The 14,919-nt window shown below is 69.8% G+C and carries 12 protein-coding genes and 1 pseudogene; 9 read left to right on the forward strand and 4 right to left on the reverse strand.

Annotation, left to right across the window (positions count from 1 at the left end; all coding sequences use genetic code 11):
- The 6 genes from secE to rplL form a co-directional block, all read left to right on the forward strand.
- Positions 1 to 283, forward strand: a 283-nt coding sequence (gene secE, locus DVA66_RS07775) for a preprotein translocase subunit SecE (RefSeq protein ID WP_114559564.1), incomplete at its 5' end; no start/stop codon positions are given.
- Between the two features lie 26 nt (positions 284 to 309).
- On the forward strand, positions 310 to 1,173 hold the full coding sequence (gene nusG / locus DVA66_RS07780; RefSeq protein WP_114559572.1) for a transcription termination/antitermination protein NusG: 864 nt from the start codon (positions 310 to 312) through the stop codon (positions 1,171 to 1,173).
- An 86-nt stretch (positions 1,174 to 1,259) separates the two neighbouring features.
- On the forward strand, positions 1,260 to 1,691 hold the full coding sequence (rplK, locus tag DVA66_RS07785) for a 50S ribosomal protein L11 (protein ID WP_114559565.1): 432 nt from the start codon (positions 1,260 to 1,262) through the stop codon (positions 1,689 to 1,691).
- Between the two features lie 101 nt (positions 1,692 to 1,792).
- On the forward strand, positions 1,793 to 2,494 hold the full coding sequence (gene rplA, locus DVA66_RS07790; RefSeq protein WP_114559566.1) for a 50S ribosomal protein L1: 702 nt from the start codon (positions 1,793 to 1,795) through the stop codon (positions 2,492 to 2,494).
- 328 nt (positions 2,495 to 2,822) lie between these two features.
- Positions 2,823 to 3,479, forward strand: coding sequence for a 50S ribosomal protein L10 (gene rplJ / locus DVA66_RS07795; RefSeq protein ID WP_114559567.1), 657 nt, complete (start codon positions 2,823 to 2,825; stop codon positions 3,477 to 3,479).
- Between the two features lie 14 nt (positions 3,480 to 3,493).
- On the forward strand, positions 3,494 to 3,889 hold the full coding sequence (gene rplL / locus DVA66_RS07800; RefSeq protein ID WP_114126471.1) for a 50S ribosomal protein L7/L12: 396 nt from the start codon (positions 3,494 to 3,496) through the stop codon (positions 3,887 to 3,889).
- 91 nt (positions 3,890 to 3,980) lie between these two features.
- Here rplL and DVA66_RS21245 read toward each other — a convergent pair whose 3' ends face one another.
- Positions 3,981 to 4,187, reverse strand: a complete 207-nt coding sequence (locus DVA66_RS21245; protein WP_198671578.1) for a hypothetical protein — start codon at positions 4,185 to 4,187, stop codon at positions 3,981 to 3,983.
- Between the two features lie 184 nt (positions 4,188 to 4,371).
- On the opposite strand from DVA66_RS21245, the gene DVA66_RS21905 reads away from it, so the two are divergent.
- From DVA66_RS21905 to DVA66_RS07815, 3 genes are all read left to right on the forward strand, one after another.
- A complete protein-coding gene (locus DVA66_RS21905) occupies positions 4,372 to 5,637 on the forward strand; it encodes a helix-turn-helix domain-containing protein (RefSeq protein WP_198671579.1) in 1,266 nt (421 codons plus the stop codon).
- A gap of 268 nt (positions 5,638 to 5,905) precedes the next feature.
- Complete coding sequence (gene rpoB, locus DVA66_RS07810) at positions 5,906 to 9,394, forward strand: DNA-directed RNA polymerase subunit beta (RefSeq protein WP_157973899.1); 3,489 nt, start codon at positions 5,906 to 5,908, stop codon at positions 9,392 to 9,394.
- Between the two features lie 156 nt (positions 9,395 to 9,550).
- Positions 9,551 to 13,405: a DNA-directed RNA polymerase subunit beta' gene (locus DVA66_RS07815; protein ID WP_114559570.1), complete on the forward strand. Its 3,855-nt coding sequence runs from the start codon at positions 9,551 to 9,553 to the stop codon at positions 13,403 to 13,405.
- Positions 13,406 to 13,483: 78 nt separating this feature from the next.
- Here DVA66_RS07815 and DVA66_RS07820 read toward each other — a convergent pair whose 3' ends face one another.
- The 3 genes and pseudogenes from DVA66_RS07820 to DVA66_RS07830 all read right to left on the reverse strand — a co-directional run.
- Positions 13,484 to 13,948 carry a tRNA (cytidine(34)-2'-O)-methyltransferase gene (locus DVA66_RS07820; protein ID WP_114559571.1) on the reverse strand — a complete coding sequence of 155 codons (465 nt, stop codon included), beginning with the start codon at positions 13,946 to 13,948 and terminating at the stop codon, positions 13,484 to 13,486.
- 41 nt (positions 13,949 to 13,989) lie between these two features.
- The gene (locus tag DVA66_RS07825; RefSeq protein ID WP_232821832.1) at positions 13,990 to 14,664 is read right to left on the reverse strand and encodes a response regulator; all 675 of its coding nucleotides are present in this window, start codon (positions 14,662 to 14,664) and stop codon (positions 13,990 to 13,992) included.
- Positions 14,661 to 14,919, reverse strand: a pseudogene (locus DVA66_RS07830) (hypothetical protein); the annotation flags it as partial. The pseudogene DVA66_RS07830 and the gene DVA66_RS07825, both read right to left, overlap by 4 nt.

Below are 14,919 nucleotides of genomic sequence, written 5' to 3' on the forward strand. Positions count from 1 at the left end.
CTCCCGGCGCCCGGTCCGCCGGACGCCGGAGGGTGGCGAGACCGAGCGCAAGGGCCGGGCCACCCGGCGCCGGGGTGACGACGACGATGACACCGCGCGCCGCACCGGCCCGGTCACCTTCGTCAACGAGTCGGTGGGCGAGCTGCGCAAGGTGGTCTGGCCGACCGCCGAGCAGATGCGCACCTACTTCATCGTGGTGCTGGTGTTCGTGGTCTTCATGATCGCCCTGGTCAGCCTGCTGGACCTCGCCTTCGGCACCGCCCTGCTGGAGCTGTTCAGCTGATGACGACGAACGAGTACGGAGAGAACGTGTCAGAGAACCCGTCCGGGAACGAGCAGCGCGAGGTCGAGATCGACCTCGGCGCACCGGAGCAGTCCGGTGACGAGGTCGAGGTCGACCTCGGCGAACTCGAGCCCGGCGCCGGTGCCTCTGACGAGGACGACCTCGATCTCGGCTTCGGCGACGACGAGTCCGACGAGGAGGAGGCCGGGGTCGACCTCGACTTCGACACCGAGGACGACGAGGACGAGGACGAGGACACCGAGGACGAGGGTCCCGATCCCGGCGAGGAGGCCGTGCGCCAGCTGCGCGCCGACCTGGAGTCCAAGTTCGGCGAGTGGTACGTGGTGCACACCTACTCCGGCATGGAGAACCGGGTGCAGCAGAACCTGGAGAACCGGGTCCAGTCGCTCAACATGGAGGACTACATCTTCGAGGTGGTCGTGCCCACCGAGGAGGTCGTCGAGATCCGCAACGGCGCCAAGAAGCAGGTCCGGCGGACCGTGCTGCCCGGCTACGTGCTGGTCCGGATGGACCTGACCGACGAGTCCTGGTCGACCGTGCGCCACACCCCCTCGGTGACCGGCTTCGTCGGCCACGCCACCGCGCCGGTGCCGCTCAGCCTCGACGAGGTCGAGAAGATGCTCGCACCCGCCGTGGCCGCGGCCGCCAACGCCGCCTCCGACGCCCCGGCGAAGAAGAAGCAGAAGAAGGTCGAGGTGGCCGACTACCAGGTCGGGGACTCGGTCATGGTCACCGACGGCCCGTTCGCCGGCGTCCACGCCACCATCACCGAGATCAACGTCAACACCCAGCGCCTCCGGGCGCTGGTGGAGATCCTCGGGCGGGAGACGCCCGTGGACCTCACCTTCCCGCAGATCTCCAAGGTCTGAGGAGAACCCCGCGGGGCTCCGGTCGCCCGACCGGTCGTCCAGCGGGCCCGCACACACGAAGCACCGACGAAGCAAGGACCCGAACCATGCCTCCCAAGAAGAAAGTCGCCGCCCTCGTCAAGGTGGCCCTGAACGCCGGCTCGGCGACGCCGGCCCCGCCGGTCGGTACCGCCCTCGGTCCGCACGGCGTCAACATCATGGAGTTCTGCAAGGCCTACAACGCGGCCACCGAGTCCCAGCGTGGCCAGGTGATCCCGGTCGAGATCACCATCTACGAGGACCGCACCTTCACCTTCGTCACGAAGACCCCGCCGGCCGCCGAGCTCATCAAGAAGGCCGCCGGTCTGCAGAAGGGCTCCGGCGTGCCGCACAAGGAGAAGGTCGGCAAGCTCACCAAGGAGCAGGTGCGTGAGATCGCCAGCACCAAGCTGCCCGACCTCAACGCCAACGACGTCGACGCCGCGATGAAGATCGTCGAGGGCACCGCCCGCTCGATGGGCGTCACCGTCGAGGGCTGACCCCGCCCGGGGCAGTCTCGTCGAGGCTCACACCTCGACACCCCGTGGGAGGGCCGGCGCGGCCCGCACCACACCTGGTCACAACGAGAAGGACACCAGTCATGAAGCGCAGCAAGAGCTACACCGAGGCGGCCGCCAAGCGCGACGCCGACACCGTCTACCCCCCGAAGGAGGCCATCGGCCTCGTCAAGACCGGGGCCAAGGCGAAGTTCGACGAGACCGTCGAGGTCGCGATCCGGCTCGGGGTCGACCCCCGCAAGGCCGACCAGATGGTCCGCGGCACGGTCAACCTGCCCAACGGCACCGGCAAGACCGCTCGGGTCCTGGTCTTCGCCACCGGTGAGCGGGCCGAGGCGGCCATCGCCGCGGGCGCGGACGAGGTCGGCTCGGACGACCTGGTCGAGAAGATCCAGGGCGGCTACCTCGACTTCGACGCCGTCGTCGCCACCCCGGACATGATGGGCAAGATCGGCCGGCTCGGCCGGGTGCTCGGCCCGCGCGGCCTGATGCCGAACCCGAAGACCGGCACCGTCACCGTCGACGTCGCCAAGGCGGTCACCGACATCAAGGGCGGCAAGATCGAGTTCCGGGTCGACCGGCACGCCAACCTGCAGTTCATCGTCGGCAAGGCCTCCTTCACCGAGGAGCAGCTGCAGGAGAACTACTTCGCCGCGCTGGACGAGGTGCTGCGGCTCAAGCCGTCCAGCTCCAAGGGCCGCTACCTGAAGAAGATCACCGTCTCCTCGACCATGGGTCCCGGCGTCCTGGTGGACGTCAACCGGCTCAAGGCCGACGCCGAGTGACACCTGCGCCGGCCGCACCGGCCGGCGCCCGCAGCCGCCGCAGCCCCCGACCGGATGGGTCGGGGGCTGCGGTGCGTCCGGGCGCCGTCGCCCGCGATTTGGTGCCCGCGTCCGGGCGGGATAGTGTGCTCGGAGCCGAAGACCGCTGGTCGACCGGGAAACCGGTCCGAAGTCCTCACGGAGCCCGCGCAGGTACGTACGACAGCCCACCAGTGGTGTGCTTCGCCCCGTGCCCGCGTGCCGGGGCGTTTCTCGTTCCCGGGGCTCTTCGGTTCTCCGGTCGCCCGCGCGGCCGGGGTGGAACCTGAGGAAGTGGGAAGGGAGAACCATGGCGAGGCCTGACAAGGCAGCCAGCGTGGCCGAGCTGTCGGAGCAGTTCCGCAGCGCGGACGCGACCGTGCTGACCGAGTACCGCGGACTCTCCGTGGCGGCGCTGAAGGAGCTGCGCCGCTCGCTCGGAGACGACGCCAGCTACGCCGTGACGAAGAACACGCTGACCAAGATCGCGGCCCGCGAGGCCGGGGTGGAGGGCATCGACGACCTGCTCGTCGGCCCGACCGCGATCGCGTTCATCAGGGGTGACGTCGCCACCGTCGCCAAGAGCCTGCGTGACTTCGCCAGGGCCAACCCGCTCCTGGTGGTCAAGGGCGGTGTCATGGAAGGTCGCTTCCTCGACGCCGGCCAGGTCAACCAGCTGGCCGATCTGGAGTCGCGCGAGGTCCTCCTCGCCAAGCTCGCCGGCGGCATGCAGGGTGCCCTGCAGCAGGCCGTGTCCCTCTTCGCCGCTCCGCTCGCCCAGGCCGCTCGCGCCCTGGGTGCGCTGCAGCAGGCCGCGGAGGCGGATCCCTCGGTCATCGCCGGGGCCGGCCAGGGCCAGACCCAGGAGCCTGGGAACGACACCCCCGCTGCGGACGCCGCGGGCACCGACACGGACGCGGACGCCGCGGACACCGACACGAACGCGGCTCCCGCCGCGGGCAACTGAGAAAGGACACTGACATGGCAAAGCTCAGCACCGAGGAGCTCCTCGACGCCTTCAAGGAGATGACCCTGATCGAGCTCTCCGAGTTCGTGAAGACCTTCGAGGAGACCTTCAACGTCACCGCCGCCGCTCCGGTGGCCGTCGCCGCGGCCCCGGCCGCCGGTGGTGCTGGTGGCGAGGCCGCCGCCGAGGAGGAGGGCAGCGACGAGGTCGACGTCGTCCTCGAGTCGGCCGGTGACAAGAAGATCCAGGTCATCAAGGAGGTGCGCGCCCTCACCAGCCTCGGCCTGAAGGAGGCCAAGGACCTGGTGGAGTCCGCCCCGAAGGCGATCCTGGAGAAGGTCAAGAAGGAGGACGCCGCCAAGGCCAAGGAGCAGCTCGAGGCCGCCGGCGCCAGCGTCAGCCTGAAGTGACCGCGCACCGGCACGGCCGGTGAGCGCACACGCAGAACGGCCCCGCACCCTCTCCGGAGGGGGCGGGGCCGTTCGGCGTCCCGGGGGCGGGTCAGTACCAGATGCCCTCGCCGTTCTCGGTGACGCGGTCGTCCGCGCCGGCCGCGTACCAGATGCCCTCGCCCGCGGACTGGACGTCGACCTTGTACCAGATGCCCTCTCCCGCACGCTCGGTGCTGACGCCAGCTGCCGCGCCGGAGAGGAGGAGGCCCGCGGCGGCGACGGCCGCGACCACGATCTTGCGGGGAGTGATGCTCATACTCGGTCCTTTGCTGTCAGGTGGCGCGATCGGAGCAACCACGGCCGTGGGGCTTGACCAGCAGCGACCCACCCGATTGACTCGCTGTCAGGTTTGTCAAGCTCGCACCCCAAGACTGGTTCATCACCAGTGGAGTTGGCAACCATCCGGAGCACCCCATCTGGAACTGAAGACAGGAGCGATCGTGGCTGACACCGTCACGGTGACCCAGGACGCCGAGATCGGCCAGCGGCTCAAGCGGCTGCGGCGCGAGCGCCAGCTCTCCCAGGCGGAGCTGGGCGGCGAGAAGTTCACCGGCAGCTACGTCTCCCACGTCGAGAAGGGCCGGCGCCGGCTGAGCCCGGAGATGCTGGAGTACTTCGCCGAGCGGCTCGGCGTCGCCGTGGACGCCCTCACCGGCGACGGCGGGCCGACCGCGGCGGTCGGGGACGCCGACAAGGTGGTCGCCTTCCAGGAGGTGCAGCGGGCGATGGCCGCCCACGAGTTCAGCCGCGCCGCCCGGGCCGCGGAGCAGGCCGCCGAGGACGCCCGGGCCCGGGGCGACGCCGCCGACGCCTGGTCGCTCACCCTGCTGCGCGCCCGGGCGCTGTTCGAGGACGGCGACTACCACCACGCCTCGGAGGTGGCCTCGCGGCTGGCCGACGAGCCGCTCTCGCAGTACCTGCCCTACCTGCCGGTGGAGGCGCTGCTGGTGGCCGCCCGCAGCGCCCGCGCCGGCGGCGACCTCAGCGCCGCGCTGGAGCGGGCCCAGCGGGCCACCCAGCTGCTCGACCGGCTGCCCAGCACCGACCTGCGCGCCGAGACGCTGGCCGTGCTGATCGGCGCGCTGATGGAGGTCGACGAGCTCGAGCAGGCGCGGACGGTGGCCGACCAGCTGGCCGGGGTGGTCGACGACGTCCGCTCCGACCAGGTGCGCGGGCTGGCGCTGTGGATCGTCGGCAACATGGACTTCCTCACCGGCCGGGTCGAGGACGGCCTGCGGCGCCACGCGCAGGCCGCGGAGCTGCTGCACCCGCAGGCCGACCTGCGGCTGTGGGGCCGGTTCCGCAAGGCGAGCGCGGTGGTCCGGCTGCAGAACCGGATGACCGAGGGCGTGGGAGCCCTGCTGGCCCAGGCCGGGGACGCGCTGCGGATCGTCGGCAACAGCAGCGACCTGGTCGAGCTGCGGCTGGCCGAGGCACGGCTGTGGCTGCTGGAGGGCGACACCGTCCGGGCCCGCTCCACGGTGGAGTTCTGCCTGGCCGACGAGGGCCTGGCCGCCCAGCCGCACTCCCGCGCCGAGGCCGAGGCGCTGCTCGCCGACGTCGAGGCCGCCGACGGGCGCCCGGCGCAGGCCGCGGCGGCCTACCTGCGGGCCGCGCTGCGCTACGAGGAGGCCGGGGCCTACCGCCGTTCGGTGGACATGTGGCGCCGGCGGGCCGAGATCGCCGAGACCGAGGCGGCCTCCTGACCGCAGGCGGCCCGGGCGGACACGCGCGGCGACTCCTTGCATCGTCCCCGGTGCTGGCTATGCTGATGCCACGAGCGGCGCCCCGCACCGGTCTCCACGACGGGCGGGCTTGACCGCGGGATCTCGGCCTGCCCGAGTACTTGCATCGAGGCTTGCCTCGGCAGTACTCTGTGTTCTTGCCCCATGTGCTCTGACCACCCGTCTCTCTTGACACGGGTCCGTCATGGTGCCCAAGAACCGCTCAGCGAGTCTCGGAAGGACCAAACTGTTGGCCGCCTCGCGCACTGCCTCGAACACCAACGTCATCTCCCGCACCGGTCGCATCTCGTTCGCCAAGATCGCCGAACCCTTCGAAGTCCCTGACCTGCTCGACCTCCAGATCGACTCCTTCGACTGGCTGATCGGCAACGACGTGTGGCGCCAGCGGGTCGACAGCGCGCTGTCCGAGGGGCGTTCCGACGTCAACCCGCGTTCGGGTCTGGAGGAGATCTTCGAGGAGATCTCGCCGATCGAGGACTTCAACCAGACGATGTCGCTGTCCTTCCGCGACCACCGCTTCGAGGACCCGAAGTTCTCCGTCGACGAGTGCAAGGAGCGCGACGTCACCTACGCCGCGCCGCTGTTCGTCACCGCCGAGTTCATGAACAACGAGACCGGCGAGATCAAGAGCCAGACCGTCTTCATGGGCGACTTCCCGCTGATGACGCGCAAGGGCACGTTCGTCATCAACGGCACCGAGCGGGTCGTGGTCTCCCAGCTGGTGCGCTCGCCCGGCGTCTACTTCGAGCAGACCCCGGACAAGACGTCGGACAAGGACATCTTCACCGCGAAGATCATCCCCTCCCGCGGCGCCTGGCTCGAGTTCGAGATCGACAAGCGCGACACCGTGGGCGTCCGCCTGGACCGCAAGCGCAAGCAGAACGTCACCGTGCTGCTCAAGGCGCTGGGCTGGAGCGACGAGAAGATCCTCGAGGAGTTCGGCGAGTACGAGTCGATGCGGCTCACCCTGGAGAAGGACCACACCACCACCCAGGACGAGGCGCTGCTCGACATCTACCGCAAGCTGCGCCCGGGCGAACCGCCGACCCGCGACGCCGCCGAGACGCTGCTGCAGAACTACTACTTCAACGCCAAGCGCTACGACCTGGCCAAGGTCGGTCGCTACAAGATCAACAAGAAGCTCGGTCTCGACCTCCCGTTCGACACCCAGACGCTGACGATGGACGACATCGTCGCCACCATCCGCTACGTGGTCGCCCTGCACGAGGGCAAGCAGTACCTCGACGGCGCCGCGGGTGAGCAGACGGTGCTGGTCGAGGAGGACGACATCGACCACTTCGGCAACCGCCGGCTCCGCACCGTCGGTGAGCTGATCCAGAACCAGCTGCGCACCGGCCTGGGCCGGATGGAGCGCGTGGTCCGCGACCGGATGACGACCCAGGACATCGAGGCGATCACCCCGCAGACCCTCATCAACATCCGCCCGGTGGTGGCGGCGATGCGTGAGTTCTTCGGCACCTCGCAGCTGTCGCAGTTCATGGACCAGACCAACCCGGTGGCCGGGCTGACGCACAAGCGCCGGCTCTCCGCGCTGGGCCCGGGTGGTCTGTCCCGCGACCGCGCCGGCATGGAGGTCCGTGACGTCCACCCGTCGCACTACGGCCGCATGTGCCCGATCGAGACCCCCGAGGGTCCGAACATCGGTCTGATCGGCTCGCTGGCCTCCTTCGCCCGGGTGAACGCCTTCGGCTTCGTGGAGACCCCGTACCGCAAGGTCGTCGACGGCCGGGTCACCGACGAGGTGGAGTACCTCACCGCCGACGAGGAGGACCGCTACGTCACCGCGCAGGCGAACGCCGTGCTCAACGAGGACGGCACCTTCGCCGAGGAGCGGGTGCTGGTCCGCCAGCGTCACGGCAAGGTCGACACCATCCCCGGTGCGGAGGTCCAGTACATGGACGTCTCCCCGCGCCAGATGGTCTCCGTCGCCACCTCGCTGATCCCCTTCCTCGAGCACGACGACGCCAGCCGGGCCCTGATGGGTGCGAACATGCAGCGCCAGGCGGTGCCGCTGATCCGCAACGAGGCCCCCTTCGTCGGCACCGGCATGGAGTACCGCGGTGCGGTCGACGGCGGTGACGTGACGGTGGCCGACAAGGCCGGTGCGGTCACCTCGGTGAGCGCCGACCTGGTCGAGGTGGCCAACGAGGACGGCACCTACAGCAGCTACAAGCTGGCGAAGTTCCAGCGGTCCAACCAGGGCACCTCGATCAACCAGCGCCCGCTGGTCCAGGTCGGCGACTCCCTGGCCGCCGGCGACCCGATCGCCGACGGTCCGTGCACCGACGGTGCCGAGATCGCGCTGGGCCGCAACCTGCTGGTGGCGTTCATGCCGTGGGAGGGCCACAACTACGAGGACGCCATCATCCTGTCCCAGCGTCTGGTGCAGGACGACGTCCTCACCTCGATCCACATCGAGGAGCACGAGGTCGACGCCCGCGACACCAAGCTGGGCGCGGAGGAGATCACCCGCGACATCCCCAACGTCAGCGAGGAGATGCTGGCCAACCTCGACGAGCGCGGCATCATCCGCGTCGGCGCCGAGGTGAGCACCGGCGACATCCTGGTCGGCAAGGTGACCCCGAAGGGCGAGACCGAGCTGACCCCGAAGGAGCGTCTGCTGCGCGCCATCTTCGGCGAGAAGGCCCGCGAGGTCCGCGACACCTCGATGAAGGTGCCCCACGGCGAGTCCGGCACCGTCATCGGGATCCGGGTCTTCGACCGCGAGGACGACGACGAGCTCAACCCCGGCGTCAACCAGCTGGTGCGGGTCTACGTCGCCCAGAAGCGCAAGATCTCCGACGGTGACAAGCTCGCCGGCCGCCACGGCAACAAGGGCGTCATCGCGAAGATCCTCCCGATCGAGGACATGCCGTTCCTCGAGGACGGCACTGCGGTCGACATCGTGCTCAACCCGCTGGGTGTGCCGAGCCGGATGAACGTCGGCCAGGTGCTGGAGACCCACCTCGGGTGGGTGGCCAAGACCGGCTGGGACATCACCGACGTGGACGAGCCCTGGGCCGAGCGGCTGCGCTCGGTGGGGCTGGGCCGCGTGGATGGCGACCAGCGGCTGGCGACGCCGGTCTTCGACGGCGCCACCGAGACCGAGCTGAGCGGTCTGCTGGCCCACGGCCTGCCGACCCGCGACGGGCAGAAGCTCGTCGACGGCACCGGCAAGGCCCGGCTCTTCGACGGCCGCTCCGGCGAGCCGTACCCCGAGCCGGTGGGTGTCGGCTACATGTACATGCTGAAGCTCGACCACCTGGTGGACAACAAGATCCACGCCCGCTCGACCGGTCCGTACTCGATGATCACCCAGCAGCCGCTCGGTGGTAAGGCGCAGTTCGGTGGCCAGCGGTTCGGCGAGATGGAGGTGTGGGCGCTCGAGGCCTACGGCGCCGCCTGGGCACTGCAGGAGCTGCTCACCATCAAGTCCGACGACGTGGCCGGCCGCGTCAAGGTCTACGAGGCGATCGTCAAGGGCGAGAACATCCCCGAGCCGGGCATCCCCGAGTCCTTCAAGGTGCTGGTGAAGGAGATGAAGTCCCTCTGCCTGAACGTGGAGGTGCTGTCCTCCGACGGCAACCTGATCGACCTGCGGGACTCCGAGGAGGACAGCTACCGCGCCTCCGACGACCTCGGCATCGACCTCTCCCGCCGCCCCGGCGAGTCCTTCGCCGGCGTCGACGAGGTCTGAGCACCACCCGACCGGGACGGGGGACCGTCCCGGTCGGGCAGGCCGACGAGACCACAGCTGAACAAGGATCGGGGTCCCGCCCCGACCACCCGGACTTGAAGTCAGTTTTCAAGCACGAACGGATCGCTTCCGTTCGTAGAAAAGAGATCAAGCAACGTGCTCGACGTGAACTTCTACGACAAGCTGCGCATCGGACTCGCCACCGCCGACGAGATCCGCGGCTGGTCGCACGGTGAGGTCAAGAAGCCCGAGACGATCAACTACCGCACGCTCAAGCCGGAGCGTGAGGGCCTGTTCTGCGAGCGGATCTTCGGTCCGACGCGGGACTGGGAGTGCTACTGCGGCAAGTACAAGCGCGTCCGCTTCAAGGGCATCATCTGCGAGCGCTGCGGCGTCGAGGTGACCCGTTCCAACGTGCGTCGCGACCGGATGGGCCACATCGAGCTGGCTGCCCCGGTCACCCACATCTGGTACTTCAAGGGCGTTCCCAGCCGGCTGGGCTACCTGCTCGACATCGCCCCGAAGGACCTGGAGAAGGTCATCTACTTCGCGGCCTACATGATCACCTCCGTCGACGAGGAGGCCCGCCACCGCGACCTGCCGTCCCTGGAGGGCAAGATCGAGGTCGAGCGCAAGAACCGCGCCCAGCGTCGCGACGCCGACATCGAGACCCGGATGAAGAAGCTCGAGGAGGACATGGCCGCCCTCGAGGAGGAGGGGGCCAAGGCCGACGCCAAGCGCAAGGTGCGCGAGGGTGCCGAGCGCGAGGTCAAGCAGCTGCGTGACCGCGCCCAGCGCGAGCTGGACCGGATCGACGCGGTCTGGGACCGGTTCAAGAACCTCAAGGTCCAGGACCTCGAGGGCGACGAGATCCTCTACCGCGAGATGAAGGCGCGTTTCGGCAAGTACTTCGAGGGCTCGATGGGTGCCGACGCGATCCAGAAGCGTCTGCAGAGCTTCGACCTCGAGGCCGAGGCGGAGTCGCTGAAGAACACCATCCAGACCGGCAAGGGCCAGCGCAAGACCCGCGCCCTCAAGCGGCTCAAGGTGGTCTCGGCCTTCCTCACCACCGAGAACAGCCCGACCGGCATGGTGCTGGACTGCGTCCCGGTGATCCCGCCGGACCTGCGTCCGATGGTGCAGCTCGACGGTGGCCGCTTCGCGACCTCCGACCTCAACGACCTGTACCGCCGCGTCATCAACCGCAACAACCGGCTGAAGCGGCTGCTCGACCTCGGTGCCCCCGAGATCATCGTGAACAACGAGAAGCGGATGCTGCAGGAGGCCGTCGACTCGCTGTTCGACAACGGCCGCCGCGGCCGTCCGGTCACCGGGCCGGGCAACCGTCCGCTGAAGTCCATCTCGGACATGCTCAAGGGCAAGCAGGGCCGGTTCCGCCAGAACCTGCTCGGCAAGCGCGTCGACTACTCCGGCCGCTCGGTCATCGTGGTCGGCCCGCAGCTCAAGCTGCACCAGTGCGGTCTGCCCAAGGCGATGGCGCTGGAGCTGTTCAAGCCCTTCGTCATGAAGCGGCTGGACGACCTCAACCACGCCCAGAACATCAAGTCCGCCAAGCGGATGGTCGAGCGCCAGCGCCCGGTCGTGTGGGACGTGCTGGAGGAGGTCATCGCCGAGCACCCGGTGCTGCTGAACCGTGCTCCCACGCTGCACCGTCTGGGCATCCAGGCCTTCGAGCCGCAGCTGATCGAGGGCAAGGCGATCCAGATCCACCCGCTGGTCTGCACCGCCTTCAACGCCGACTTCGACGGTGACCAGATGGCGGTCCACCTGCCGCTGAGCGCCGAGGCCCAGGCCGAGGCCCGGATCCTCATGCTGTCGACGAACAACATCCTCAAGCCGGCTGACGGCCGTCCGGTGACCATGCCCACCCAGGACATGATCATCGGGCACTACTTCCTCACCATGCAGCGCGACGGCGTGGCCGGTGAGGGACGGGCCTTCAGCAGCACCTCGGAGGCCGTGATGGCCTTCGACCGCGGCGAGCTCGCGATCGGTGCCAGGGTGCGGATCCGGATGACCGACTACGTCGCCACCACCGGCGCGGAGCCGGTGGCCAAGCTGGTCGAGACCACGCTGGGCCGGGCCCTCTTCAACGAGGCCCTGCCGGCGGACTACCCCTTCGTCAACCACGAGGTGGGCAAGAAGCAGCTGGGTCACATCGTCAACGACCTGGCCGAGCGCTACCCGAAGGTCGAGGTGGCCAGCACGCTGGACAACCTCAAGGACCTGGGCTTCCGCTGGGCCACCCGCTCCGGTGTCACCGTCTCGATCAGCGACGTCTCCACCCCGCCGACGAAGCCGCAGCTGCTGGCCGGCTACGAGGAGCGCGCGACCAAGATCGACAAGCAGTACGAGCGCGGTCTGATCACCGACGAGGAGCGCCGGGGCGAGCTCATCGAGCTCTGGAACGACGCCACCGCGAAGCTCGGCCAGGAGATGGAGGCCAACTTCGAGTCGACGAACCCGATCTACATGATGGTGCACTCCGGGGCGCGCGGGAACATGGTGCAGATGCGCCAGATCGCCGCCATGCGAGGGCTGGTGGTGAACCCGAAGGGCGACATCATCGAGCGGCCGATCAAGTCCAACTTCCGTGAGGGCCTGTCGGTGCTGGAGTACTTCATCTCCACCCACGGTGGTCGTAAGGGCCAGGCCGACACCGCGCTGCGGACGGCCGACTCCGGCTACCTGACCCGTCGTCTGGTCGACGTCTCCCAGGACGTCATCATCCGCGAGGAGGACTGCGGCACCGAGCGCGGCCTGACCAAGGTCATCGCACAGGCGCCGGAGGGTGACGAGAACGGTCCGCTGGTGGTTGACGAGAACGTCGAGAGCGCGGTCTACGCCCGCACCCTCGCCGTCGACGTCACCGACGAGAACGGGGAGGTGCTGCTGCCGGCCGGGGTCGACCTGGGCGACGTCAACATCGCCCGCCTGGTCGCCTCCGGGGTCCGGACCGTCAAGGTGCGCAGCGTGCTCACCTGCGAGGCGGCCACCGGCACCTGCTCCAAGTGCTACGGGCGCTCGCTGGCCACCGGCAAGCTGGTGGACGTCGGTGAGGCCGTCGGCATCGTCGCGGCGCAGTCGATCGGTGAGCCCGGCACCCAGCTGACGATGCGCACCTTCCACACCGGTGGTGTGGCCGGTGACGACATCACCCAGGGTCTGCCGCGTGTGGTCGAGCTCTTCGAGGCCCGTCAGCCCAAGGGCAAGGCGCCGATCGTGGAGACCTCGGGTCGTGTCCGGATCGAGGAGGGGGACCGCAGCCGCACCGTCGTGCTGACCCCCGACGACGGCTCGGAGGAGATCGAGTACCCGGTGGGCCGTCGCGCCCGGCTGCTGGTGGAGGACGGCGACACCGTCCAGCTCGGCCAGCAGATCACCGCCGGCACCCAGGACCCGCAGGACGTCCTGCGCGTCCTCGGCGTCCGCAAGGTGCAGGAGCACCTGGTGGACGAGGTGCAGGCCGTGTACCGCACGCAGGGTGCCCCGATCCACGACAAGCACATCGAGATCATCATCCGGCAGATGCTGCGCCGGGTGACCGTGATCGAGTCCGGTGACACCACCATGCTGGCCGGCGACCTGGTCGACCGGCAGTCCTTCGAGGCGGAGAACCGCCGGGTGAAGGCTGAGGGTGGGCAGCCGGCGTCCGGTCGTGCGGTGCTGATGGGCATCACCAAGGCCTCGCTCGCGACCGAGTCGTGGCTGTCGGCCGCCTCCTTCCAGGAGACGACCAAGGTGCTCACCGACGCGGCGATCCACGGCAAGTCCGACTCCCTGCTCGGTCTGAAGGAGAACGTCATCCTCGGCAAGCTGATCCCGGCCGGCACCGGTCTGGACCGCTACCGCAACATCAAGGTGGAGCCCACCGAGGAGGCCAAGGCGATGGCGTACTCGATGAGCTACGAGCCCTACGACTACGACTTCGGCTCGGGCTCGGGTGCGGCGGTGCCGCTGGAGGAGTTCGACCTCGGCGACTACCGCTGAGCCAGGCTCACCCGCTCGCGAGGGGCGGTCCGGACCATCCGGGCCGCCCCTCGCGGCGTTCCCGGACGCCGGTCGGGGTCAGCTGAAGTCGTGCTGGCGCCAGGCCTCGTAGACCGCGATCGAGGCGGCGTTGGCGAGGTTGAGCGAGCGGCGTCCGGGCAGCATCGGGATGCGGACCCGTTCGGTGACCCGCTCGTCGGCCAGCACGGCGGGATCGAGGCCGGTGGGCTCGGGGCCGAACAGCAGCACGTCACCGGGCCGGTAGGCGATGTCGGTGTGCCGGGTGGTGGCGTGCGCGGTGAAGGCCAGCACCCGGGCGGGCAGCAGCGCGGCGTAGGCCGCCTCGAGGTCGTCGTGGACGGTGAAGCTGGCCAGCTCGTGGTAGTCCAGCCCGGCCCGCTTGAGCCGGGCGTCGGTGAGCTCGAAGCCGAGCGGCCCGGCCAGGTGCAGCGGGGCGCCGGTGACCGCGGCGAGCCGGATCGCGTTGCCGGAGTTCTGCGGGATGCGGGGGGAGTGGAACAGGATCCGGACGGGGCAGGCCATGAGGACAGTCTCCCCCCGCGGACCGGTGCCGACGACCGCGTCTACCCGCCGCCCAGTCCGCCCTCGCGGGCCCGGACGATGGCCACCGAGCGGTTCGGCACCCCGAGCTTGGTGAGCACGTTGGAGACGTGGTTGCGCACGGTCTTGGGGCTGAGCACCAGCCGGCGGGAGATCGCGGTGTTGTCCAGCCCGCGGGCCATCAGGTCGAGAACCTCCCGTTCCCGGTCGCTGAGCTCGGGGAACGGCAGCCGGACGGCCGTGCGTCCCGAGACCAGCGCCGACAGCGCCCGGGCGGCCACCTCCGGACCGAGGATCACCTCGCCGTTGGCCACCGCCCGGACCGCGCGCTCCACCTCGGCCGGCCCGGCGGTCTTCAGCAGGTAGCCCCGTGCGCCGGCGCGCACCGCCGCGACCACCGCCTCGTCCTCCTCGCTGGAGGTGATGACGAGGACGGCGAGCCCGGGCCGCAGCCGCACCAGCTCGCGGGTGAGCTCGATCCCCGACTCCGCGCCGAGATGCAGGTCCATCAGCACCACGTCGGTGTCGTCGCCCACCTGCTGGTGCGCGGCGGCGGCATCGGCGGCCTGCCCGGTCACCCGCACACCGGGCAGCGAGGACAGCAGCCCCGTCATGCCCAGCCGGAACAGCGGGTGGTCGTCGACCACCACGACGCGGATCGGCTCGTCGCCCGCCACGGGCGCCTGGTCGGCGATCACGACCGGGCCGCCGTCGCCGGGGCGACCGGGACGCCGTCCGTCGCGGGGGTCAGTGGCAGCACCGCCTCGACCACGGTGCCGTGCGGGTCGGCCGGTCCGCGGAGGAAGGTGCCGCCGAGCTCCTCGGCCCGCTCGCGCATCGCCCGGGTGCCGACCCCGGCGACCGCCGTCGACGGGACGCCGACGCCGTCGTCGCGGCAGCGCACCCGCAGCGCGCCGTCGCCCACGGTGACCTCGAGGTCGCAGCCGCTGGCG

The organism is Desertihabitans aurantiacus, assembly GCF_003344635.1.
Classification (GTDB): domain Bacteria; phylum Actinomycetota; class Actinomycetes; order Propionibacteriales; family Propionibacteriaceae; genus Desertihabitans; species Desertihabitans aurantiacus.